Below are 24,083 nucleotides of genomic sequence, written 5' to 3' on the forward strand. Positions count from 1 at the left end.
GTGGTCAACCCAGGCTTGGGCCATGAATGCAGACGAGCCCGAAAGCAGTGATGCCTCAGGCGAGAAGGTGGCCGACATGTTATTTCCCTGAGCGTTGGCGGATGCCGCCTACAATTTTTAGATGATTTCAAATTCGTCTGACCCAGGATTCTTTCCCCAAACCGGCCCGCAGGGCAATTCCCCCTTGTTGGTGGGTCTCAACGCCGAACAACTGGCGGCGGTGACCGCACCGCCTGGGCCGCTGCTCATCCTGGCCGGGGCCGGGTCGGGAAAAACCCGCGTGCTAACCACGCGCATCGCCTGGCTGATGCAGACCGGCCAGGTCTCTCCTGCTGGCGTCATGGCGGTCACGTTCACCAACAAGGCGGCCAAGGAGATGTTGACGCGTTTGTCGGCCATGCTGCCGATCAACACGCGTGGTTTGTGGATTGGTACTTTCCACGGTCTGTGCAATCGCTTTCTGCGGGCGCACCACAAGTTGGCGGGATTGCCTCAGTCCTTCCAGATCCTGGACACGCAAGACCAGTTGTCGGCCGTCAAACGCATCATCAAGGGGTTGAAGTTCGATGAAGAAAAATGCATTCCCAAGCAGACGAGTTATTTCATTGCCAATGCCAAGGACGATGGCAAGCGCCCCAAGGACATCACGCCGCGCGATGAAGTGGGGCGCATGCAGTTGGAGGTCTACCAGGCCTATGAAGACCAATGCCAGCGCGAGGGCGTGGTTGACTTTGCCGAGCTGATGCTGCGCACGTATGAGCTGATGCGCGACCATGCCGAGTTGCGCGACCACTACCAGCGCCGCTTCAAGCACATTCTGGTGGACGAGTTCCAGGACACCAACCGACTGCAATACGCTTGGTTGAAGATGTTCGCAGGGCGCCCCGAGGAGACCGGCAACAGCGTGTTCGCCGTAGGCGATGACGACCAAAGCATCTACGCTTTCCGTGGCGCTCAAGTCGGCAACATGGCGGACTTCGAGCGCGAGTTCCGCGTGCCTCGGGTCATCAAGCTGGAGCAAAACTACCGCAGCTTTGGGCACATCCTGGATGCGGCCAACAAGTTGATTTCGACCAACTCGCGTCGCCTGGGCAAGAACCTGCGGACCGATGCAGGACTGGGTGAGCCCATCCGCGTCTACGAGGCCAGCAGTGATTACGCGGAAGCCCAATGGCTGGTGGACGAAGCCCGCCTGATGGTGCGCGAAGGCCATGCCTTGAAAGAGCTGGCCGTGCTGTACCGCAGTAATGCGCAATCGCGGGTGATCGAGTCGGCGCTGTTCAACGCCAGCGTGCCTTACAAGGTGTATGGCGGCCTGCGCTTTTTTGAACGTGCCGAAGTCAAGCACGCACTGGCTTACCTGCGCTTGTTGGAGAACCCGAACGACGACACCAGCTACCTGCGTGTAGTCAACTTCCCGGCGCGGGGCATTGGCGCGCGCACGTTGGAGCAATTGCAGGATGCCGCCCGTGGCAGCGCCCGCAGCCTGTGGCAAAGCGTGACGGCGGTGCCGGGCAAGGCGGGGGGCAATTTGCAGGCGTTCAATGCCTTGATCGATGCCATGCGCGCCGCGACCCAGGGCCTGACCTTGCGCGAGATCATCGAACACGTGGTGGAGGCCAGTGGTCTGGCAGATTTTTACCGTCTTGAAAAGGAAGGCCAGGAGCGGCTGGAGAATCTGGCAGAACTGGTGAATGCCGCTGAAGCCTTCGTGACGCTGGAAGGCTTTGGCAAAGACGCTGTGGGCCTGCCGGTGGACGAGTTGCCCGGCACCATCGCCGAAGGCCTGCCCCGCGCCGTGGCCTTGGCAGAGACTCTGCCCGACGCCGAGACCGGTGAGATCATTTCGCCCTTGGTCGCCTTCCTGACGCACGCGGCTTTGGAGGCGGGCGACAATCAGGCGCAAGCAGGGCAGGATGCGGTGCAATTGATGAGCATTCACGCGGCCAAGGGCCTGGAGTTTGACAGCGTGTTCATCACGGGCCTGGAGGAGGGCTTGTTCCCGCACGAGAACTCGATGACCGACACCGATGGCCTGGAAGAAGAGCGCCGCCTGATGTACGTGGCCATCACGCGGGCGCGCAGGCGTTTGCACATCAGCTTCAGCCAGACCCGCATGCTGCACGGCCAGACCCGATACAACATCAAGAGCCGCTTCCTGGACGAGCTGCCGGAAGAAGCCTTGAAGTGGTTGACGCCTCGCAACCAGGGCTTTGGTTCGGGCTATGCCAAGCAATACCAGGAGGCCTGGAGCAGCGGCAAGGGCATGGGGTCGATGGTGGGCGCAGGCGCGCAGCCTTACCGCTCAGGCGGCAGCTATTACGGCGCCAAGAAGGAAGACAACTTCAAGGACCTGACCGCGCCTTTGCCCTCGGCCATGGCCCAGGCCAAGACGGCCGGCGGTTTGAGGTCAGGCCAAAGCGTGTTCCATAACAAGTTTGGCGAAGGTGTGGTGCTGACCTTGGAAGGCAACGGCGCCGATGCCCGCGTTCAGGTCAACTTTGGCCGCCATGGCACCAAGTGGTTGATGCTGAGCGTGGCCAAGCTGACGCCAATTGAATGAGATTGCGTGGTTTGTGCATGCCTTGGCCAATCGACTGCTTCTGCTTGGTCATGAAGGCCAGCAGTCCAATGACCAGAACGCCGCTGAGGCTCAGCAGGGCTGTTTGGGGTTCGGGGACCACGATCGTGAAGTTGGTCGTGGAACTTCCGAGCACGTTAGATGGATCATATAAATAATACTGAGTCGTTTTGATGGAGCCAGCGCCACTGGTGTATTTGAATAAGAAATCATCTGGGAAAATGTCTGTGAATAGTTCAGGTCCGCTGTTTTCGAGTTTGAAGCGAACATCTTTATCCGTGCAGATGCCATGGCAAGACTGCGTGGTGTCCCAATCGAACGTCAGGTAACTGGAATTGGTCGTCGTGAGATAAGTGTCCACGAATCCCCGGTATAAATATTCTGAAAATGCAATTTCATACCTGCTGTTTCCGTAATTGATTTCCGCCAAGTTGGCAGACACTTGGAAGCGGGTGTGTTTTGTGCCGTCCGAGAGTTCTTCGCTGATGGTTTTCTGTGGGGGATCAGTCGGATCAACGTTGACTCCGAAGAATCCATCTGAAATGGGAAACATGAAGCCATGGTAGACAAACTGCAAGGGGGCCGCGAGAGTTGGAAACGTGACTGCCCATAGAAAAATGGAGGCGGCCGATTTCAAGGCATGATATGAACTCATGATGTTCTCCGGGCGTTGAAAATAGCGATACCAGAGAAATCAATTTATGGCGGGTGCGGTTTTGAATCAACCCCTAAATTTGGGGGTGAATTGCATCGATAATTTAAGCAAAATATTGCGCCAAATCAAACCAGGCCATTGCGAATAGCGTAGACCGTCAGCTCGGAGTTATTGGCCAGGCCAAGTTTTTCAAGCACGCGGGCGCGATAGACGCTGACGGTTTTCGGGCTGAGCAGCAACTGCTCTGCGATGTCCGACAGCTTCTTGCCCGAGGCGATCATCACCAGCGTCTGCAACTCGCGGTCGGACAGCTTCTGGTGCGCGTCTTCCGGCGCGGGCGTGGTCAGGTTGTCGACCAGCATCTGCGCCATCTCGGGCGTCACGTATTTTTTGCCTTGTGACACCGTCCGCACGGCGGCCACGATCTGGGCGGCATCGCTGCCTTTGTTGAGGTAGCCCGCAGCGCCGGCCTTCAAGGCGCGCATGGCATATTGGTCTTCAGGGTACATGGATACCACCAGCACCTTCAAGGTGGTGCCTTCTTCCTTCAGCACGTGCAGCACGTCGAGGCCGCTGCGGCCGGGCAGGTTGATGTCCAGCACCAGGACATCGCAGGATTTTTCGCGCAGCAAGCCGCGCAACTCGCCATAGTCACCAGCCTCGCCGACGACGTCGATGTCATCGGCGTCGGCCAGCGTGTCGCGGATGCCGCGACGGATCAAGGCGTGGTCGTCACACAGAATCACTTTGATCATTGGGTACCCCATGCGGTGGGGTCGTCAGGGTCGCCTTCGGTACCGACGGTATCGATGCTCAATTCTGGCGCAATTGCATCCAGGAAACCGTTTTCGGGGCCAGACAGGGGCACCGACAGAATCAAGGTTGTGCCATTGGCGCCACTGCTGATGTCAACCCAGCCGCCGACGGTTTCGGCGCGCTCGTGCAGGCCTCGGATGCCGAAGGACTTGGCCTTGGCGAGGTCATCCGGGCTGAGGCCCCGGCCGTTGTCGCTCACTTCGAGCGACAGCACGCCACCAGCTTGCGCCAGGTCGACACTGACACGCGTGGCTAGGGCGTGCTTGGACACATTGGTGAGCGACTCTTGCGCAAAGCGGTAGGCCACCAGCGGCACGCCGGCCGACAGCACCATCTGTTCGTGGCTGGTGCGGAACTCGGTGGCGATGCCTGTGCGTTTGGCGAAACGGTCGCTCATCCATTGCAGGGCGGCCACCAGCCCTTGCTCCAGGATGGCGGGCCGCAGGTTGTGCATGATGCGCTGCGTGGCCTCGTGGGCCATGGTGACGGCTTCCATGGCCTGCTGGGCGTGCTCGGCGATGTCGGGCGTGGTGGCGTGTCGCGCGATCCAGGCCAGATCGAACTTGACGGCGGTGAGCGCCCCGCCCACGTCATCGTGGATCTCGCGGGCGATGGCCGCGCGCTCTTGCTCGATGGTGGTCTGCAAATGCTGGGCGAGTTCGCGGATTTGCTGGCGTGAGCGGGTCAGGGCCAGGTCGGCGTACTGTTTCGCGATGCGGGTGCGGTTGGCCTCGATGGCCAGCAGCGCGGCCGGGGCCAGGCGCGCCAGGTTGCTTTTGAGCAGGTAGTCGTTGGCGCCGTTGCGCATGGCCTGCACGGCGATGTCTTCGCCGATTTCCCCAGAGACCAATATGAAGGGCACCAGCTTGCCCAGCGAACGCACCTTGTCCAGGGCGGCCAGGCCAGAGTAGCCGGGCAGGTTGTAGTCGGACAGGATCAGGTCCCATTCCTGTTCAAGGGCTTCGGCCAGGCCGGTCTCGCTTTCGACTCGCAAGACCTCGGCCAGGATGCCGCCGCGGCGCAGGTGAATCATCACCAGGTCATGGTCGGGTTCGCTGTCTTCCAGGTGGAGGACCCTGAGGCGAACGGGCGAGTCGTTAGTCGCGTGGGCGGGTGCCGAAGGCGGCCGCGGTACGGAGGGGGGCGTGAAATGGTCGGACACAGGAGGCCTTCGATCCTTCGATTTGCGCCAAGTTTTCCCGCGTCATTGTGACTACTCGGGGGGCGAATGCGTGAAAAATTCTAACAATCGCGCAAGTCCCGCGCATTTCCTGCCGATATAGGGAATGACCTCGGTGTGACATGCGCACCGATATGAGAGCCCCGCAGTTGGGGCCCCGAAACCAGGTTCAGTGGAGTCACGGATGCTGACCAATGAAGAGAGCGAAGCGAGCGCGCCACCCACGGAGATGTCCCTGCTGGCGGCGGCGGCTTTGCAAGACCACCTGATGACGGCGGCCAATGACCTGGAGCGGCTTCAGCGTTTGCTGGACGACGCCTGTGGCGCGCTGATCGAAGGTTTTCACGGGGCGGCCAACCAGCTGGGCGCGGTGATCGACCAGGGCGGCAAGGAGTTGCCCCCCGCCTTGCAGGAAACCCTGCAGACGCTGTACCGAACGGTGACGGCGCTGCAATTCCAGGACATGGCCACCCAATTGATCGTTCACACCAACCGGCGTCTTCGCAGTTGCGCCGACCAGATTGCCAGGGATGCCATGGGCGATGACCCCGATGGCGAGGCGGTGGTGGACGAAGGACCCCTCCAGCCCAATCCCGTGACCCAGGACGAAATGGACGCTGGGTCTGTGGAGTTGTTTTAAAGATTTTGTCTCATCTGCCGAAATACCGATCGTCGTTGATTGGCTGTTTTTGGCCCTGACCTGTTTTGTTTTTTTAAGCCCCCGGAGAGCGACATGCATTCAATCCTTGCCGTCGACGATTCAGCCTCAATGCGGCAGATGGTTTCTTTCACGCTGAAAAGCGCCGGCTACAACGTCATCGAAGCCGTTGACGGCCAGGACGCCTGGGAAAAAGCGGGGGGCCGCAGTTTTGACCTCGTGCTCACCGACCAGAACATGCCCCGCATGGACGGCATCAGCCTGACCAAGAAGCTGCGCGAGAACCCGCAGTTCAAGGCCACGCCGATCCTGATCCTGACCACCGAATCCAGCGACCAGATGAAGATGGCGGGCCGCTCGGCGGGCGCCACGGGCTGGCTGGTTAAACCCTTCGACCCCAACAAGCTGCTGGAAGTCATCAAGAAGGTGATTCGCTGACGCGAGTCGGCCAGGCATTGATTGACGCAGTGATCACACACAAGATATTCAGGAGCCGGACATGGCAGAGATGAACACCGACAACAGCCAATCCGCAGGGATTGACCTTAGCCAGTTTTACCAAGTCTTCTTTGAAGAAGCCGGTGAGAATCTGGACAACATGGAGCAGCTCCTGCTCGGTCTGGACATCACCCAGGCAGATGACGAAGAGTTGAACGCCATCTTCCGCTGCGCGCACTCGATCAAAGGTGGCGCGGCCACCTTTGGTTTCAGCGATGTGGCCGAGTTGACCCACCAGATGGAGACGCTGCTGGACAAGCTGCGCCGCCACGAGTTGGCCCCCAATGCGAGCATGGTCGATGTGCTGCTGGCTTCGGGCGATGCGCTCAAGGCCCAGCTGGCGCGACATCAAGGCAATGGCGGCGATGCGATCGACACCACCGAATTGCTGTTCAATGTGCGTGCCCTGGTGGCGGGCGAAGCCCCTGTGGCGATCGCCGCCGCGCCAGTGGCGCCGGCCGTTCAAGTTGCAGCGCCTGTGGCCGCCACGCCTGCCAAGGGCAAGCGTCTGGTCGAACTGCGTGTCGGACCTTTGAGCAACCTGTCTCAGGCCGACGAACTGCGTGACCTGTTCAAGGAAATCGAAGGCCTGGGCACGATCGAGGATCTGCCCAGCTTGCCTGAACAGCCCAACACCCGCCGCTTCAAGCTGGAAACAGCCTCGGCCGAATCCGACTTGCTGGACCTGTTCACCTTCCACGTGTCGCGTGAAGAAGTGGTCTTCATGCCCTGGACCGAAGGTGGTGTGGAGGTCGATCCTGACAAGGGCCTGTTCGAGGCAGGCTCCGCTGCCGCTCATGAAGAGCCCGGCTACGGATTTTTTGACAACGCCCCTGGCGCACCCACAGCCGGGGCTGTAACGGCCTCTTCGGCTTCTGCAGAAGGCTCGTCCGCATCCTCTGCGGCGGCCAAGCCTGCGGTCAAGGCGGACAAGCCTGCCGCCGGTGGCCTGGAGTCGTCCACCATCCGCGTGTCGGTCGAGAAGGTCGACCAGCTCATCAACCTGGTGGGCGAACTGGTGATCACACAAGCCATGCTGGCGCAAAACAGCCGTGGTCTGGACCCGGTGCTGTACCAGCAACTGATGAGCGGCCTGACCGACCTGGACCGCAACACCCGCGATCTGCAAGAAGCCGTGATGTCGATCCGGATGATTCCGATGTCGACGGTGTTCAGCCGCTTTCCGCGCATGCTGCGCGACCTGGCCAACAAGCTGGGCAAGAAGGTCGAGCTGGTCATGCAAGGTGAATCCACCGAACTGGACAAGGGCCTGGTCGAGAAGATCACCGACCCGCTGACCCACTTGGTGCGCAATTCTTGCGACCACGGCGTGGAAATGCCCGCCGACCGCTTGGCCAAGGGCAAGCCCGAGGTGGGCACCATCACCCTGGCGGCCTCGCACCAAGGCGGCTCGATCGTCATTGAAGTGCGCGATGACGGACGCGGCCTGAACCGAGAAAAACTGATCAGCAAGGCGCGCGAGAAAGGCATCGATGCACCGGACACGATGTCGGACACCGACTGCTGGAACCTTATCTTTGCGCCGGGCTTTTCGACTGCCGACGAGGTCACCGACGTGTCGGGACGCGGCGTGGGCATGGACGTGGTCAAACGCAACATCACCTCGCTGGGCGGCACGGTCGAGATCGATTCGGCCGAAGGCTATGGCATGCGCGTCTCGGTGCGCCTGCCGCTGACCCTGGCCATCATGGACGGCATGAGTGTGGGCGTGGGCGAAGAGGTCTACATCCTGCCGCTGTCCTCGGTGGTCGAGAGCTTCCAGGTCAATGAAGAGATGGTCAAGACCATCGGTGGCTCGGGCCGCGTCGTGGAAGTGCGCGAAGAGTACATGCCGGTGATCGAGCTGGAAAAGGTCTTTGGCGTGCCGCGCTTCGATTGGGAGCACACCAGCGGGATCATGGTGGTGGTGGAAGCCGACGGCGGGCGCGTAGCGCTGCTGGTGGACGAACTGCTGGGCCAACAGCAGGTGGTCGTCAAGAACCTGGAAAGCAACTACCGCAAAGTCAATGATGTCTCGGGGGCCACCATCATGGGTGATGGCCGCGTGGCGTTGATTCTGGACGTTGGCAGCTTGGTGCGTCGTTCGCGCCATTGACCTGAACAACCCGCAAGCACTAGACACCTTGGAGAACAAGCCATGGGCATGATGGAAAAACTGGACCTGCAGACCAACACTTTGGCACGCGAGTACCTGACCTTTCGACTGGGCGATGAAGAGTACGGCATCGACATCTTGAAGGTGCAGGAAATCCGCGGCTATGAAAACCCCACGCGCATTGCCAATGCATCGCACTTCCTCAAGGGTGTTGTCAACCTGCGCGGCACGATTGTCCCTATCGTTGACCTGCGTTTGCGCTTTGGCTGCGCCTCGGCGGAGTACAACGCCTTCACGGTGTCCATCGTGCTGCACATCGGTCACCGCACCATCGGCACGGTGGTGGATTCGGTGAGCGACGTGATGGAGATCCCGGCCGAGTCCGTGCGGCCCGCGCCTGAAATGCATTCGGCCATCGACGCCGGCTTCATCCGTGGGCTGGCCCAGGTGGGCGAGCGCATGGTGATCCTGCTGGACATCGAAGGCCTGTTGATGAGCCCGGACATGGGCCTGGCTGACTAAGGCCTTCTCTTTTAACCAAACGCTGATTGGAAATCGACATGAACACGAAACTTGCTGTGATGTTGTCTCTGGCTCTCTCGGCGGGGGCGTTCAGCGTCCACGCGGCCGAAGGTGGCGCCACCAAGGATGAAGCCGTGGCCATGGTCAAGAAGGGCGTGGCCCACGTCAAGTCGGCTGGCAAGGACAAGGCCTATGCCGACATCAGCGACAAGGCCAACGCCGAGTTCCACCATCAGGACCTGTACCTCACGGTCTATTCCCTGGATGGCACGGTGAAGGCCCATGGCTCCAATGCCAAGATGATCGGCAAGAACCTGATCGAGTTGAAAGACATCGACGGCAAGGCCTTCGTGAAAGAACGTGTGGACATGGCCAAGACCAACGCCACGTTCTGGCAGGACTACAAGTTCACCAACCCCGAAACCAAGAAGATCGAGCCCAAGAGCATGTATTGCGAGAAGCTCGAAGACACCGTGGTTTGCGGCGGTATCTACAAATAAGTGTTTCCCCATCTCGGCGTCTGAGTTGGGCGCAGGAATTTGCACATGAAACTGCGTACCAAACTCATGGCGTCGCCCATCCTGGCGAGCGTCGTCCTTTTCCTGGCCTTGCTCGGCTTTGTCTGGGTGCTGGCCAACGACCGTGAAAATGGTCAGCGCACCCACGACAACAGCCTTCAGCAGCAATTGGCCATCGTGGGTGTGGCGGGCAAGCTGTCCGACATCCATGTTTCGCTCTACCGCACCATCGCATTGATCGCCTCGCTCAGCGAGGACGAGGTCAAGCAGCGCAGGCAAGCCTTGCCGATGGCGGTGGCGGGCATCCAGAAGGCGGTCGCCACCAGCTTCAAAGTGGGAGACCTGAGCGCCGAGGCGACCAAGTCATTCGAGCAGTCACTCAACGACTATGTCAGGGCCGCGGACAACGCCATCGACCTGTCCACCATGGACCCCAACACCGGCGTGGCCGCTTTGCAGACGGCCGATGGTTATTTCAAGAAATCGGCTGAGCAGATGTCAGCCTTGGTCTCGCAGGTTCAAAAGCACGCCGAAGGTGAAGTCGAAGCCCTGGAGTCCAAGTCGCGCGCCACGCAAATCGCCATCGCGGCCATCGCCGGGCTGGCGGGCCTGTGCTCCTTGCTGGTGGCCTGGACCAGCCAGGGCCGCGTGGTCCATGACCTGCAAATGGCGGTGAAAGCCGCCGATGAAGTGGCCGAAGGGCGCTTCGACCTGGTGCTGGAAAGCCGCAACGACGACGAGATCGGCCAGTTGCTCAAGGCCTTGGGCCGCATGGTGACTCAGCTGTCTAGTTCCATCAACACCGTGCGCCTGGCCGCCAATTCGATTGGCACGGCGTCCAGTGAAATCGCGGCGGGCAACCAGGATCTGAGCCAACGCACCGAGAACACCGCGTCGAGTTTGCAAGAGACCGCCTCTTCGATGGCGCAGTTGACGGGCACCGTGCGCCACACGGCGGAATCGGCCCGGTCGGCGGATTCATTGGCCAACGCGGCCGCGGATTCCGCACGCCGTGGTGGTGAGGTGATGTCGCAGGTCGTGTCCAACATGGCCGAGATTGACACCGCCTCGCGCAAGATCAACGAGATCATCAGCGTGATCGATGGCATTGCCTTCCAGACCAACATCCTGGCCTTGAACGCGGCGGTGGAAGCCGCGCGGGCTGGCGAGCAGGGCCGTGGCTTCGCGGTCGTGGCCAGCGAAGTGCGCTCATTGGCGCAACGCAGCGCCAGTGCGGCGCGCGAGATCAAAACGCTGATCAGTGCGTCGTCAGAACGCGTTGAAACCGGTGCGCGCCTGGTGAACGAAGCGGGCAAGTCCATGCACGACATCGTGGAAGGCGTGCAGCGGGTCACGCAAATCATTGGCGAGATCACACTGGCGGCCGAACAGGAGTCGCAAGGCATCATGCAGGTCAGCACCGCCGTGACGCAGCTCGACCAGATGACCCAGCAGAACGCGGCCTTGGTCGAGCAATCGGCCGCGGCGGCGGAAAGCCTGAAGTCCCAGTCGCACACGCTGACCGAAGTGGTCAGCCAGTTTCGCCTGGTGCCAAACTGAGCGAGCTGCCGTCAGGCCCTCACCGTGGCCTTGTTGAACCATCCCTTGCCCACGGCGCTGGACCACATCCGCAAGTGATGCGGGCCTCAGCTCAGGGCGGCCTGGATGGCGGTGTCGAGCAGTGGCAATTCGGCTTTGACACTGCCCCAGCGCTCATCCGGCACGTCACGTTGCGCCGCACCCCAGATGGGCTGGGGAAAGTGCTTGTCATCCGCGTAGCGCGCGATGACGTGCCAATGCAGGTGCGGCACCACATTGCCCAGGCTGGCCAGATTCACCTTGGTGGGGTGCAGGTGCTCGCGCACCAACGATTCCACTTTGGCCAATGCTTCCATCAGGTAGACGCGGTCCGCCGTCGGCAGGTCGGTGAACTCGGCCGCGTGGTCGTTCCAGATCACGCGGTAAAAGCCGGGATAGTCGGCATCCAGAACACGGATCACGCGCAGCTTGGGCGTGCGCACGACGAGGCGGCCCCCGTCGGTCACGCACAATTCGCAACTGGCCTGACGGGTGGTGTCCAGTTGCCCCATGTCAGACCAGCACGCGCTCGATGCCACCATCGTTGGCGCGCTTGACGTAGTCGGGCATCCAGTTCTCGCCCAGGATCTGGCGCGCCATTTCGACCACGATGTAGTCGGCCTCGAGCAGGCCGTTCTGCAGGTCATCTTCGTAGCGGCTCAGGCCTTGCAGGCAGCTCGGGCAGGAGGTCAGGATCTTGACGTTTTCCTTGGCGCCAACCTTGCCCTCAGCGCGCAACTGCGCTTCACCCTTGAGGATCTCTTCTTCCTTGCGGAAGCGGATCTGCGTGGAGATGTCGGGCCGTGTCACGCCCAGGGTGCCTGATTCGCCGCAGCAGCGTTTGGATTCGAGCACGTTGTTGCCCACCAGCGCCTTCACCGTCTTCATGGGCTCTTGCAGCTTCATGGGGCTGTGGCAGGGGTCGTGGTACAGGTAGGCGTCCTTGCCGGCCAGGGTGATGCCCTTTTCCAGCAGGTACTCGTGGATGTCGATGATGCGGCAGCCGGGGAAGATCTTGTCGAACTGGTAGCCCTGCAGCTGGTCGTAGCAGGTGCCGCAACTCACGACCACCGTCTTGATGTCCAGGTAGTTCAGCGTGTTGGCCACGCGGTGGAACAGCACCCGGTTGTCGGTGATCATCTTCTCGGCCTTGTCGAACTGGCCGGATCCGCGTTGCGGGTAGCCGCAGCACAGGTAACCCGGTGGCAGCACGGTCTGCACGCCGGCATGCCACAGCATGGCTTGCGTGGCCAGACCGACTTGCGAGAACAAGCGCTCGGAGCCACAGCCCGGGAAGTAGAAGACCGCCTCCGTGTCCGCCGCCTGCTTGGGGTTGCGGATGATGGGGACGTAGTCCTTGTCCTCGATGTCGAGCAGCGCGCGCGCGGTCTTCTTGGGCAGGCCGCCCGGCAACTTCTTGTTGATGAAGTGGATGATCTGCTCTTTGATCGGCGCAGAACCGACCGACGCCGGCGGTGCGCTGGTCTGCTTGCGGGCCACCACCTTCATCACGTCGTGGGCCACGCGCTGCGCCTTCATGCCCACGCCCACCATGGCCGAGCGGGCCAGCTTGATGGTCTCGGGGTTGGTGGCGTTGAGCATGAACATGGCCGCGGCATTGCCGGGCCTGAAGCTCTTCTTGCCCATCTTGCGCAGCAGGTTGCGCATGTTCATCGACACGTCGCCGAAGTCGATGTTGACGGGGCAGGGCGACAGGCACTTGTGGCAGACCGTGCAGTGGTCGGCCACGTCTTCGAACTCTTCCCAGTGCTTGATGGACACGCCACGGCGCGTCTGCTCTTCGTACAAAAAGGCCTCGACCAGCAGCGAAGTGGCCAGGATCTTGTTGCGCGGGCTGTAGAGCAGGTTGGCGCGTGGCACGTGGGTGGCGCACACTGGCTTGCACTTGCCGCAGCGCAGGCAGTCTTTCACAGACGTGGCGATCTCGCCGATGTCCGACTGCTGCATGATCAGGGACTCGTGCCCCATCAGGCCAAAGCTGGGTGTGTAGGCCTCGCTCAGGTCGGCGTTGTGAACGTCGTCGCCCAGGCCCTTCAGGGCCGCGCCGCGCAGCAGCTTGCCCTTGTTGAAGCGGCCTTCGGGGTCGACCCTGGCCTTGTAGGCCGTGAAGTCGGCCATCTCGGCATCGCTCAAAAATTCGAGTTTGGTGATGCCGATGCCATGTTCGCCCGAGATCACGCCGTCCAGCGAACGCGCCAGCTTCATGATGCGGGCCACGGCTTCGTGCGCCGTCTGCAACATCTCGTAGTTGTCGCTGTTGACCGGCAGGTTGGTGTGCACATTGCCATCGCCGGCATGCATGTGCAGGGCCGCCCACACGCGACCGCGCAGCACTTCCTTGTGGATGCGCTTGGCCTCGGCCAGGATGGGTTCCATGGCCGAACCGCTGAAGATCTTGGCGAACTCGTCGCGCAACTCGCGCTTCCAGCTCACGCGGATCGACCAGGTCTGCAGCAGGTTGAACACCGTGTCGCCGTCTTGCGGGGCGTAAGTGCCGTTGCGGTGCTGCTCATACCCTAGCGCGGCCAGTTCATCGCCCACTTGCGCCAAGGGCGCGTCGATGCGCTCGTGCAGGAACTGCCACTTGGCCTTGGTCTCGTCCAGCAGAACCAGGGCGCGTTGCACGCGCTCTTCCAATTGCTCGGGGCTGGGCAGCTCGCTCGTGTCCTCGACCTTGCCCAAGGGCAGGTGGCCGTTGGACATGAAGGCTTTGAGGCGATCCAGCAATTGCAGCTTGTTGCGCAGGCTCAACTCGATGTTGATGCGCTCGATGCCCAGGGTGTACTCGCCCATGCGTGGCAGCGGGATCACGACGTCTTCGTTGACCTTGAAGGCGTTGGTGTGCTTGGCGATGGCGGCGGTGCGCTTGCGGTCGGCCCAAAACTTCTTGCGGGCGTCGGCGCTCACGGCCACGAAGCCTTCGCCGCTGCGGCCATTGGCAAAGCGGATGACCTCGCTGGTGGCCAAGGCCACGCGGTTCTCGTCGTCGCCCACGATGTCGCCGATCAGGACCATCTTGGGCAGCACGCCGCGCTTGCTCTTGGTGGCATAGCCCACAGCGCGCAGGTAACGGTCGTCCAGGTGTTCCAGGCCAGCCAGGATGGCGCCGCCGGGCTGGGCCATCTCCTTGAACATGAAGTCCTTGATCTCGACGATCGAGGGCACGGCGTCCTTGGGGTTGCCGAAGAACTCCAGGCACACGGTGCGCACGTGATCGGGCATGCGGTGCACGACCCAGCGCGCGCTGGTGATCAGGCCGTCGCAGCCTTCCTTCTGGATGCCGGGCAAGCCGGCCAGGAACTTGTCGGTGACGTCCTTCCCCAGGCCTTCCTTGCGGAAAGTGCGGCCGGGGATGTCCAGGCGCTCGGTGCGGATCGGCGTCTTGCCATCGGCCTGGAAATACTTCAGCTCGAAGCTGGCCATGGGCGCGTCGTGGATCTTGCCCAGGTTGTGGTTAAGGCGCACGACTTCCAGCCATTGGGCGTCGGGCGTGACCATGCGCCAGCTGGCCAGGTTGTCCAGGGCGGTGCCCCACAGCACAGCTTTCTTGCCACCGGCGTTCATGGCGATGTTGCCGCCCACGCACGAAGCTTCGGCCGAGGTGGGGTCCACCGCGAACACAAAGCCTGAGCGCTCGGCCGCATCGGCCACGCGTTGCGTGACCACGCCCGCGCCAGTCCAGACGGTGGCCACCGGGTGGTCGACGCCTGGCAGGCTGACCATCTCGACCTCGGTCATCTGCTCCAGCTTTTCGGTGTTGATGACCGCGCTGCGCCACGTCAAGGGCACGGCGCCGCCGGTATAGCCCGTGCCACCTCCGCGCGGGATGATGGTGAGTTCCAGCTCGACGCAGCCCTTGACCAGGGCGGCCATTTCTTCTTCGGTGTCGGGCGTGAGCACGACGAAGGGGTACTCGACGCGCCAGTCGGTGGCGTCGGTCACGTGCGAGACGCGGCTCAGACCATCGAACTTGATGTTGTCGCCAGCGGTGACCTTGCCCAGCGTCTTGCGGGCGCGCTGGCGCAGGTCGTACACGTGCTTGAAGTTGAGCGCGAAGCGGTCGATACAGGCGCGGGCGGCCACCAGCAACTCGCCCACCAGGGTGTCGCGGTTGGCATCAGCCGGGTTGCTGGACGGCGTGCGGCGCTTGTCGATCTCGCTCAGGCGGTGGTGCAGGGCATCGATCAGCTGTGCGCGGCGCTTGGGGTTGTCCAGCAAATCATCTTGCAGGTAGGGGTTGCGCTGCACGACCCAGATGTCGCCCAGCACTTCATACAGCATGCGGGCGGAGCGGCCGGTCTGGCGCTCGGTGCGCAACTGGCTCAGCAGTTCCCAGGCGCGCAGGCCGAGCAGGCGCTGCACGATTTCGCGGTCGGAAAACGAGGTGTAGTTGTAGGGGATTTCGCGCAAGCGCGGCGCGCCGTCGGCGTGGGCCTCGGCTGCATTGTCGGGTATTTGGGTCAGCGGGAGCGGTGCGTTCATGTCGAGGCGCCAGGCGCGGCCGGGGTGAAAAAACGGCGGCAAGGAGTGCGAAAAGCAGGGTGCGGACGGTTTTCGCGCCTGAGGGGGGATGTTACCGCAGCAGGTGATCTCCCGGACCGGGTGGGCTCGCGGGGCCGGTATGCTGTGGTGTTATGAATCCGACCCCCAAAGCGCTTTTGACGCCCTGGCCTTACCCACGCTGGATCGCTCACCGGGGCGCTGGCAAATTGGCCCCTGAGAACACCCTGGCGGCGTTTCGCCTGGGCGCCAAGCACGGGTTTCGCATGTTCGAGTGCGATGTCAAGCTCAGCGCGGATGGCGAGCCCTTTTTGCTGCACGACTCGGATTTGAACCGGACCACGTCCGGTTTGGGCGCCGCGGGCCGGCTGCGCTGGGACGAATTGTCCAGGCTGGACGCCGGCAGCTGGCACAGCCCGCCTTACGCCGGCGAGCCCTTGCTCAGGCTGGAAGCCCTGGCCCGGTGGCTTCAAGCCAACGACCTGATGGTCAATCTTGAAATCAAGCCTTCACCTGGGCAAGAGGCATTGACCGGGGCGGTGGTGGCGCGCGAAGCGGCCCGCTGGTGGGCTGGCCAGGCGGTGCCGCCCTTGCTGAGTTCCTTCAGCGTCGAGGCGCTGCGCGCGGCCCAGCAAGCGAACTTGGGCCTTCCCAAGGCGCTGTTGCTGGAAGAACTCCGGCCAACCTGGCTGAGCGAGGCCCTCGAGCTGGGCTGTGTGGCAGTCGTGTTGCACCACCCCCATCTGAACAGCGAGAACATGGCCCAGGCCCACGCGGCAGGCCTGAAAATGCTGACGTACACCGTCAATGACGCTGCGCGCGCCCAAGCCTTGTGGGCCGATGGGCTGGATGGATTGATCACCGATGCCGTGGACAAGTTGGCGCCAGACCACCCAAGCGGGGGCACCTGCTGAAACCTGATCTGGCTTATCATCCAGGGAGCACCCGTCCCACGCGGCCGGGGCGGCGCCTTTTCCTTGATTCCAGACACGTCCATGCAGATTTCAGCGCAAAACCCGGCCACCGAAGGCGCAGTTTCCACCCCGTCGACCTTGGGGGCAGCCCCCGTTGATCCAGTGCTGGAGTTGGAGCTGACCGAGTTGATCATCCAGTCGCTGAACCTCGACCTGACGGCGGCCGAGGTCGACCCTCAGGGCCCCATCTATGGCGACGGCCTTGGCCTGGATTCCATCGACATCCTGGAAATTGCGCTGGTGGTGTCCAAAAAATACGGCTTTCAGCTGCGTTCCGACGATGAGCGCAATGTGCAGATCTTCAGTTCGCTGCGCAGCCTGGCCCAGCACGTCGGCGCGCACCGTACCAAATAATCAAGCCCGGCCCTTCAACCGGTTCTGATTTTTGCAGTTCAAACGCTCACGGCCATGAAGTCCACCTTGCCTGGCGTGCCCTCTGTTTGGCTGGCCTTGTCTGGCGCCGCGGGTGCTTTGGCGCTTTTGGCGGCCTACCTGATTGCCTGCCACTTTGCCACTGTGCACCGCTCACCTTGGGCGCCCTGGCTTTACTTCGTGCCGGTTCTCGCCATGCTGTTTTCAGCCGTGGCCACCCGCTGGGGCTCTGCGGTGGCCGCGGGCGTGGTGGCGCCATGGCTGGGCTTGCTGGCCTGGGGGCTGCCCAATTGGCAGGGCGATTTGAACCTGCTGTACGCCATTCAGCACATCTGCACGAACCTGGCGCTGTGCTGGATGTTTGGCCACACCCTGCTGGGTGGGCGCGAACCACTGATAACCCGGTTTGCCCGCGTCATGCGCCGAGGCGACATGCCGCCTGAGGTGTTGACCTTCACCCGTGGCGCCACCGCGGCCTGGGCGCTGTTTTTTGCCGCCATGGCTTCGGTGTCGGCAGGTTTGTATGGGCTGGCCTCGATTGAAACCTGGTCCACCTTCTCCAACCTGGTCAACAGCCCCCTGGTGGGCCTGATGTTCGCCGGGGAATACGCGGTCCGCCGCTACAAGCTGCGCAACATCCGGCACAGCTCCATCCTGGGCAGTTTGCAGATGTTTCGCCAGGGCTGGCCTGAGGCCAAGACCGTTCAAACGCCCCATGAACCACGCTGATCTGCCGGACGGCACCGTGCCGCCGCTGTTTCCTCTGCTGGTTCATGCGTCGATGGACTCGGTCTTTTCATACCGGCAAGGCCGGGCCATCTCGGTGGGCGAGTTTCTGGACGACGTGGCGCGGGTGGCCTCCAGCCTGCCCAACCGGTCCCACGTGCTGAATGCCTGTACCGACCGCTACCACTTTGCCGTGGGGCTGGCCGCCGCCATCACCCGTGGGCAAGTCAGCTTGTTGCCGCCGTCGCACAACCCTGAGATGGTGCGGCAAATGCGGGAGGCCTACCCGCAGGTCTATGGTCTGAGCGAGCAGGTCTCGGCGACCTTGGATTTGCCTCAGTCCGTTTATCCGCAGCGCGCCAGTGATTGGGGCCCTGCCGGGCAAGAGCCCTTGGCCGTCCCCCAGATCCAGGCGCAGCAAGTCATTGCCTGCGTATTCACCTCGGGGTCCACGGGCCGTCCCACAGAGCATGTCAAGCGCTGGGGTTCCTTGGTGCGCAATGTACGCGCGGAGGCCCGGCGTCTGGGCTTGTCGGCCCAGTCGGGCCACAGCCTCGTGGGCACGGTGCCGCCGCAGCACATGTATGGCCTGGAGTCGACGGTGCTGGTGGCCTGGCAAAGCGGCGCCGCCATGGTGGCTGAGCGTCCTTTTTATCCCGCCGATGTCTCTGCCACCTTGGCCGCCCTGCCTTCGCCCAAGGTGTTGGTCACCACGCCGTTCCACCTGCGCACCTGGTTGGCCGAGTCTGAGCAGGTGCCTCATGCAGACTTGATCGTGTCCGCCACCGCGCCCCTGTCGTCCCAATTGGCCAAGGAGGCCGAGCAACGTTGCGGTGGCCCTTTGCTCGAGGTGTATGGCAGCACCGAGACCGGGCAGTTGGCCACGCGCCGCAGCGCCCAAGCGGTGCAGTGGCTGGCGTTCGAGGGCTTGCAGATGTCGCAGCAAGAAGATGGACAGGTCTGGGTCCATGGCGGGCACCTGGAAGAGCCCATGGCCTTGAACGACGTGCTCGAGATGTGCGAGCCCTTGATCTCCCGCGATGGCGTGGCGGCGCGTTTCATCCTGCATGGCCGCTCGGCCGACATGGTGAACGTGGCGGGTAAGCGAACCTCGCTGGGTTACCTGAACCTGCAGCTCAATGCCATCGCGGGCGTGGTGGACGGTGCTTTCATCTGGCCCGAGACCGATGCGCGTGCTGGCGATGGCCCCCAGGATGGCGTCAAGCGCCTGGCCGCCGTGGTGGTGGCGCCGATGCTCAGCGCCGCTCAATTGACAACGGCCTTGCGCCAGCGCATCGACCCCGCTTTCATGCCGCGTCCCCTGTATTTTGTCGACCAGCTGCCGCGCAATGCCACCGGCAAGTTGCCCCACGCGGCCATCCTCGAATTGGCCCGACGCCTTGAATCCGGTGCTCAGCCACCTTCCTCATCTCCATGACCAGCCACCTTGCGTTGTTGCCCTTGTCCATCGCCCCGGATCACCCGGCCTTCGCGGGGCATTTCCCGGGGCACCCCATCGTGCCCGGCGTGGTGTTGCTGGACGAGGCCTTGCAATGCCTGGCCACGGCCGAGGGCCTGGAGGTTGTCTCGCTGAATGTCGGCGTGGCCAAGTTCCTGCTTCCGGTGACCCCAGGGGTGTCGGTCGGCCTGGCCTTCAAGCGGTTGGTGCCCGGTCGTTATGCGCTGGAGGTCTGGGCCAGCACTGCCGACCCCATGGCGGGGCCTCGCCTGGCGGCCACCGCCACGGTGTCGGTGCAAGGGCCGGCCAGTGCGGATGAGGCGCGGAGCTGACATGGCCGCCGCGTGGATGCAACATGCCGAGCGCAGCAACATGCTGGCTTTGCGTGTCATCGTGTGGGTGGCGCAGCGCCTGGGGCGGCCCGTGGCGCGCCTGCTGCTGTACCCCATCAGCTGGTATTTCGTGCTGGCGGTGCCCAAGGCGCGCCGGGCCTCGATCGCCTATCTGCGCCGTGTGCTGGGCCGAGAGCCTGGCTGGATCGACGGCTTTCGCCATGTGTTCTGTTTCGCGTCCACCATCCTGGACCGGTTCTACCTGCTCAACAATCGCTTTGACTTGTTCGACACCACCTTGGTCGGCCAGGTGGCGGTCCACGACATTCTGGCGCAGGGGCGGGGTGCCATCATGGTGGGGGCCCACCTGGGCAGCTTCGAGGCGGTGCGCGCCAGCAGCCAGGATGTCGGCGATCTCGCCGTCTCGATGGTCATGTACGAAGACAACGCGGTCAAACTCAACCAGGTGCTCTCGGCCATCAACCCGGCCATCAAGCACAACATCATCCCTTTGGGCAACGTTGATTCCATGCTGCGCGTCAAGCATTGCCTGGAGCGCGGTGAGATGGTGGGCATGTTGTGCGACCGCACCCTGAGTGGCGAGCCTGGTCGGCAGGTCGATTTGTTGGGCACGCCCGCAGGCTTTCCAGTGGGGCCATTCAGGCTGGCCGCGATGCTCAAGCGTCCGGTGGTGCTGATCGTCGGCCTCTACCTGGGCAGCAACCGCTATGAGATACATTTTGAGCACTTGGCCGATTTCTCCCAACCGGGTGCGCCCTCGGTTGATCAGGTCATCGATCTGTATGTCAGTCGCTTGGACCATTACTGCCGCCTGGCCCCCTACAACTGGTTCAATTTTTATGATTTCTGGGACGAACTTGGTGAACATTGACCACCTGCGTCGGCGGGCCCTGGCCACCGTGTTGGTGGCCTTCGGTGTGTTGTTGGGTGGCACAGCGCAGGCGCAAGACTGGGGCATCGATGCGCTGATGCAACTGCTCGCACAGAACAAGTCCAGCCGGGCAACCTTCGTGGAGCAAAAGTACCTCAGCGCCGTGGAGGCGCCTCTGGAGTCCTCGGGTGAGTTGGTGTACGAGGCCCCTGACCGCCTTGAAAAACGCACGCTCAAACCCAGCCTGGAGTCGCTGGTGCTGGACAAGGACGTGCTGCTGCTGGAGCGCAAGGGGCGCAAGCGCAGCATTCCCCTGCAGTCCTACCCCGAAGTCGGCGCCTTCGTCGAAAGCATCCGTGCCACGCTGGCCGGTGACCGCAACGCCCTGGACCAAAACTACCAGGTCGCGCTGGAAGGCAAGCGTGACCGCTGGCACCTGTTGCTGCGTCCTCTGCAAGCCAAGGCCGCGGCGATGGTCAGCCAAGTCAAGCTCAGTGGCGAGCGCGAGCGCGTGGACACCATTGAAATCCTTCAGGGCAATGGGGACCGCTCCGTCATGACGATCACGCCTGTCTCCACGAGCTCCTCGCCGCGCTGACGATGAGCGAGCGTCGTGACAAGGGCCTGCCGGCCATCTTGCTATGGTTGGTCATTTTGGCGGTTTGCCTGGTCGCCGTGGTCAGGGCACGCTACACCGCCGACCTGTCGGCCTTCCTGCCCAGCCACCCCACGCCAGAGCAGTCGGTGCTGATCGACCAGTTGAAGGAGGGGCCCGCCTCTCGCCTCATCCTGGTGGGGCTGCAAGCCGAGGGCACAGGCTCGCTGCCGGCGATCGAGTTGGCGCGCTTGTCCAAGGCTTTGGCCCAGCGCCTGCGGCAACTGCCGGCGTTTGCCTCGGTGAACAATGGTGAGCTGGTGTCGTCGCAGCGTGACCAGAGCGTGCTCTTCCGCTACCGCTACCTGCTCAGCCCGGACGTGACGCCAGCGCGCTTTCAGCCCGAAGGATTGCGCGCTGCACTGCAAGACAGCCTGGAACTGTTGGGCTCGTCGGCGGGCTTGATGTTGCAGCCCTTGTTGACGCGGGACCCCACCGCCGAGTTGGTGCACCTGGTCGAGGACATGGACACCGGTGGCGAGCGCACCATGGTCGATGGCGTCTGGATGTCGGCCGATCACCGGCGTGCGGTGCTGGTGGCGCAAACCCAGGCGGACGGCTCCGACCTCGACGCGCAGCAGCGCGCCATCGATGCCATCCATCAACAGTTTGAACAGGCCAGGCAGCAGGCGGGCCTGGCACAAGCTCGTATGGTCGTGTCGGGCCCCGGGGTTTTCGCCACCCAGTCGCGCCACACCATCGAGTCGGAGGCCACCCGCCTGTCCATGATCGGTGCCGGCATCATCGTCACCTTGCTCTTGAGCATCTACCGATCACCGCGGGCACTGGTGCTGGGCTTGCTGCCCATGGCCACGGGTGCCCTGGCAGGCATCGCCGCGGTCTCGTGGGGATTTGGCGTGGTGCATGGCATCACCCTGGGCTTTGGCATCACTTTGATCGGTGAGGCGGTCGACTACGCGATCTACCTGTTTGTGCAGGGCGGGGGCAGCCAGCAAGGTGAGGGGCGAGCCTCCAATTTCTGGCCCACCGTCAGCCTGGGCGTGCTGACCTCGGTCATGGGCTTTGCGTCCATGCTGGCTTCCGGCTTCCCTGGCCTGGCGCAATTGGGGCTGTTCTCCATCGTGGGCATCTTGTCAGCGGCGATGGTGACGCGCTGGGTCTTGCCCCACCTGATTCCCCGAGGGTTCAGCATCACACCAACGCCCGGCCTGGACGCGCGGCTCACCTGGATCGCGGCCCATGCCCCGCGCCTGCGCTGGTTGGCCATGGTTCTGTTCGCGGGCGCCGTGGTGGTGCTGTTCATGCACCGCGATCGCCTGTGGAGCCGGGAGTTGTCCTCCCTCAGCCCGATCACCGCCGAAGCGCAAACCCTGGACATGAAGCTTCGCGCCGACCTGGGCGCCCCTGATGTGCGTTATCTGGGCGTGATCCGGGCTGCCAGCATGGAAGCCGCGCTTCAAGGGGCCGAGCAAGCCACGCAGGCGTTGGCACCCTTGGTGGACAGCGGCATGCTGCTGGGCGTGGACAGCGCGGCCCGCTACCTGCCCAGCCAAGCCATGCAAAGCCAGCGCCAGGCCGCCTTGCCCGATGCCGACACCTTGCGGAGCCGGTTCACCCAGGCCGCTCAGGGCTTGCCCCTCAAGGCAGGCAAGTTTGAAGCTTTCTTCACCGATGCGGCCGAGGCCAAGCGCTTGCCGTTGCTCACGCGTGCCGATTTGACTGGCAGCTCCTTGGCCTTGGGGGTTGATTCGTTGCTGATGCGGCAATCGGGCCAATGGACCGCGCTGGTCGGCCTGCGCTTGCCCACCGATCAAGCCAAGGACGCGCCTGCGCTGGATGCGGCGCGCATCCGCCAACTGCTGACAGCGTCGGTGAAGGGTGGGCAGGTGTATTTCATCGACCTCAAAGCCGAGTCCGAGAAGCTTTATTCAGATTACCTGAGCGAGGTCATTCACCTGTCCCTGCTCGGTGGGCTGGCCATCCTGATCTTGTTGGGTGCCGTGCTGCGTTCACCCGTGCGCTTGCTGCGCGTGGTGGCGCCTTTGCTGCTGACCGTGTTGATCGTGACGGCGGGCTTGGTGGCCACGGGGCCACCCTTGACCTTGTTCCACCTGGTTGGCCTCTTGTTGATCGTGGCCATCGGTTCAAACTACGCCTTGTTTTTTGACCAGCGTGCCCATGCGGCCGTGCCCAGTGCGGCCATTCTGTCGTCCATGGTGTTCGCCAACCTGACCACCGTGGCGGGCTTTGGCATGTTGGCGTGGTCGCAGGTGCCGGTGTTGCATGCCATTGGTGCCACCGTGGGCCCTGGGGCGATCCTGGCCCTGGTGCTGGCGGCGGTGCTGCACCGGCCTCAGCCATGAATCCAGGTGCCCCCATGGAGTCATTGCTGGACCTGGCGCACCCAAGTGCGGGCACTCAATGTGCCAAGGTGCTGTTGGTGATGCTGCCCGGTGCCTACGACACCCCGGAAGATTTTGTCCGCGAAGGGTTCGTGGCGGCGGTGCGGGAGCGGCATCTGGCTGTGGATGTGCAACTGGTCAATGCCCATGTCGGCTACTACACCCAGCAGACCATCCTTGAGCGGTTGCAACAGGACGTGATCGAGCCAGCGCGAGCGCAGGGCTATGAGCAGATCTGGCTGGCAGGCATTTCCATTGGTGGCATGGGATCGCTCATGTGCGCGGCCACTCACCCCGAGGGCATCAGTGGCGTGGTTGCCCTGGCGCCTTACCTTGGGCCCCGCAACATCAGCGTTGACGTGGTGCGTGCTGGCGGTTTGGTCCCGTGGCCAGCCCCAGGCCAGAACTTGCCGGAAGACGATGTCGATCGTCGCTTGTGGCTTTGGCTCAAGGCGCAGGCCGATCCCGCATCGGCCCAGTCTTTGCCCCCGCTGTTCTGGGGCTATGGCCTGAGTGACCGGTTCGCCATGGGCCACCGCGTTGTGGCCGAGGCGCTGCCGCCTGATCGGGTCTTCACGGTGGAGGGTGGGCATGAATGGCCTGCCTGGATTGCCCTTTGGCGGCAGATGCTGGACAAGCTGCCGTTGCCCTCCCTCTTGCGTTGATG

22 protein-coding genes are annotated in these 24,083 nt (G+C 62.8%); 15 read left to right on the plus strand and 7 right to left on the minus strand.

Translation table 11 applies throughout. The features are described 5' to 3' along the window. Positions 1–121: 121 nt before the first annotated feature. Positions 122–2,563 carry a UvrD-helicase domain-containing protein gene (locus LQ232_RS18805; protein WP_230181924.1) on the plus strand — a complete coding sequence of 814 codons (2,442 nt, stop codon included), beginning with the start codon at positions 122–124 and terminating at the stop codon, positions 2,561–2,563. Here the strand turns inward: LQ232_RS18805 and LQ232_RS18810 are convergent. The 5 genes from LQ232_RS18810 to LQ232_RS23700 all read right to left on the minus strand — a co-directional run bounded on the left by LQ232_RS18810 (position 2,496) and on the right by LQ232_RS23700 (position 5,769). Beyond that, positions 2,496–3,236, minus strand: coding sequence for a hypothetical protein (locus tag LQ232_RS18810; RefSeq protein WP_230181925.1), 741 nt, complete (start codon positions 3,234–3,236; stop codon positions 2,496–2,498). The two genes, LQ232_RS18805 and LQ232_RS18810, sit on opposite strands and share 68 nt — an antisense overlap. A gap of 125 nt (positions 3,237–3,361) precedes the next feature. After that, the gene (locus LQ232_RS18815) at positions 3,362–3,991 is read right to left on the minus strand and encodes a response regulator transcription factor (RefSeq protein ID WP_230181926.1); all 630 of its coding nucleotides are present in this window, start codon (positions 3,989–3,991) and stop codon (positions 3,362–3,364) included. Continuing rightward, positions 3,988–5,085, minus strand: a complete 1,098-nt coding sequence (locus tag LQ232_RS18820) for a response regulator (protein ID WP_230181927.1) — start codon at positions 5,083–5,085, stop codon at positions 3,988–3,990. The genes LQ232_RS18815 and LQ232_RS18820 overlap by 4 nt, the downstream gene beginning before the upstream one ends. Positions 5,086–5,410: 325 nt before the next feature. Further along, positions 5,411–5,719 (minus strand): hypothetical protein, encoded by a 309-nt coding sequence (locus LQ232_RS23695; protein ID WP_371820315.1) that lies wholly within the window; start codon positions 5,717–5,719, stop codon positions 5,411–5,413. Beyond that, positions 5,716–5,769, minus strand: coding sequence for a hypothetical protein (locus tag LQ232_RS23700; protein WP_366526639.1), 54 nt, complete (start codon positions 5,767–5,769; stop codon positions 5,716–5,718). Before LQ232_RS23700 ends, LQ232_RS23695 begins: the two co-directional genes overlap by 4 nt. Before the next feature lie 196 nt (positions 5,770–5,965). Here LQ232_RS23700 and LQ232_RS18830 point away from each other — a divergent pair, with 196 nt between their 5' ends. The 5 genes from LQ232_RS18830 (at position 5,966) to LQ232_RS18850 (ending at position 11,104) form a co-directional block, all read left to right on the plus strand. Then, positions 5,966–6,328, plus strand: a complete 363-nt coding sequence (locus tag LQ232_RS18830; protein ID WP_230181929.1) for a response regulator — start codon at positions 5,966–5,968, stop codon at positions 6,326–6,328. A gap of 61 nt (positions 6,329–6,389) precedes the next feature. Further along, entirely contained in the window at positions 6,390–8,504 is a 2,115-nt protein-coding gene (locus LQ232_RS18835) for a chemotaxis protein CheW (protein WP_230181930.1), read from the plus strand. Positions 8,505–8,546: 42 nt separating this feature from the next. Next, complete coding sequence (locus LQ232_RS18840) at positions 8,547–9,026, plus strand: chemotaxis protein CheW (protein ID WP_230181931.1); 480 nt, start codon at positions 8,547–8,549, stop codon at positions 9,024–9,026. Positions 9,027–9,064: 38 nt separating this feature from the next. Beyond that, entirely contained in the window at positions 9,065–9,526 is a 462-nt protein-coding gene (locus tag LQ232_RS18845; protein WP_230181932.1) for a cache domain-containing protein, read from the plus strand. 45 nt (positions 9,527–9,571) lie between these two features. Further along, on the plus strand, positions 9,572–11,104 hold the full coding sequence (locus LQ232_RS18850) for a methyl-accepting chemotaxis protein (RefSeq protein WP_305878740.1): 1,533 nt from the start codon (positions 9,572–9,574) through the stop codon (positions 11,102–11,104). Positions 11,105–11,190: 86 nt separating this feature from the next. On the opposite strand, the gene LQ232_RS18855 is transcribed toward LQ232_RS18850, so the two are convergent. Together LQ232_RS18855 and LQ232_RS18860 are read right to left on the minus strand one after the other, a co-directional pair. Then, positions 11,191–11,634, minus strand: coding sequence for an HIT family protein (locus LQ232_RS18855; RefSeq protein WP_230181933.1), 444 nt, complete (start codon positions 11,632–11,634; stop codon positions 11,191–11,193). A gap of 1 nt (position 11,635) precedes the next feature. After that, a complete protein-coding gene (locus LQ232_RS18860) occupies positions 11,636–15,625 on the minus strand; it encodes a DUF3683 domain-containing protein (RefSeq protein WP_230181934.1) in 3,990 nt (1,329 codons plus the stop codon). A 152-nt stretch (positions 15,626–15,777) separates the two neighbouring features. Here LQ232_RS18860 and ugpQ point away from each other — a divergent pair, with 152 nt between their 5' ends. The 9 genes from ugpQ (at position 15,778) to LQ232_RS18905 (ending at position 24,081) form a co-directional block, all read left to right on the plus strand. Then, positions 15,778–16,557, plus strand: a complete 780-nt coding sequence (gene ugpQ, locus LQ232_RS18865) for a glycerophosphodiester phosphodiesterase (protein WP_230181935.1) — start codon at positions 15,778–15,780, stop codon at positions 16,555–16,557. A gap of 81 nt (positions 16,558–16,638) precedes the next feature. Further along, positions 16,639–16,971, plus strand: coding sequence for a phosphopantetheine-binding protein (locus tag LQ232_RS18870; RefSeq protein WP_230181936.1), 333 nt, complete (start codon positions 16,639–16,641; stop codon positions 16,969–16,971). A 54-nt stretch (positions 16,972–17,025) separates the two neighbouring features. Then, positions 17,026–17,718 (plus strand): hypothetical protein, encoded by a 693-nt coding sequence (locus LQ232_RS18875; RefSeq protein WP_230181937.1) that lies wholly within the window; start codon positions 17,026–17,028, stop codon positions 17,716–17,718. Then, entirely contained in the window at positions 17,705–19,153 is a 1,449-nt protein-coding gene (locus tag LQ232_RS18880; RefSeq protein WP_230181938.1) for an AMP-binding protein, read from the plus strand. Before LQ232_RS18875 ends, LQ232_RS18880 begins: the two co-directional genes overlap by 14 nt. Further along, entirely contained in the window at positions 19,150–19,506 is a 357-nt protein-coding gene (locus LQ232_RS18885) for a hypothetical protein (RefSeq protein WP_230181939.1), read from the plus strand. Before LQ232_RS18880 ends, LQ232_RS18885 begins: the two co-directional genes overlap by 4 nt. A gap of 1 nt (position 19,507) precedes the next feature. Beyond that, entirely contained in the window at positions 19,508–20,398 is an 891-nt protein-coding gene (locus LQ232_RS18890) for an acyl-CoA synthetase (protein ID WP_230181940.1), read from the plus strand. Beyond that, on the plus strand, positions 20,388–20,996 hold the full coding sequence (locus LQ232_RS18895) for a LolA-related protein (protein WP_230181941.1): 609 nt from the start codon (positions 20,388–20,390) through the stop codon (positions 20,994–20,996). Before LQ232_RS18890 ends, LQ232_RS18895 begins: the two co-directional genes overlap by 11 nt. 2 nt (positions 20,997–20,998) lie before the next feature. Continuing rightward, positions 20,999–23,377: an MMPL family transporter gene (locus LQ232_RS18900; RefSeq protein ID WP_230181942.1), complete on the plus strand. Its 2,379-nt coding sequence runs from the start codon at positions 20,999–21,001 to the stop codon at positions 23,375–23,377. 14 nt (positions 23,378–23,391) lie between these two features. Then, positions 23,392–24,081 carry an alpha/beta hydrolase-fold protein gene (locus LQ232_RS18905; RefSeq protein WP_230181943.1) on the plus strand — a complete coding sequence of 230 codons (690 nt, stop codon included), beginning with the start codon at positions 23,392–23,394 and terminating at the stop codon, positions 24,079–24,081. The last annotated feature ends 2 nt before the right edge of the window (positions 24,082–24,083 follow it).

It is taken from the genome of Aquabacterium sp. CECT 9606, from assembly GCF_918741295.1.
Lineage (GTDB): Bacteria > Pseudomonadota > Gammaproteobacteria > Burkholderiales > Burkholderiaceae_C > Aquabacterium.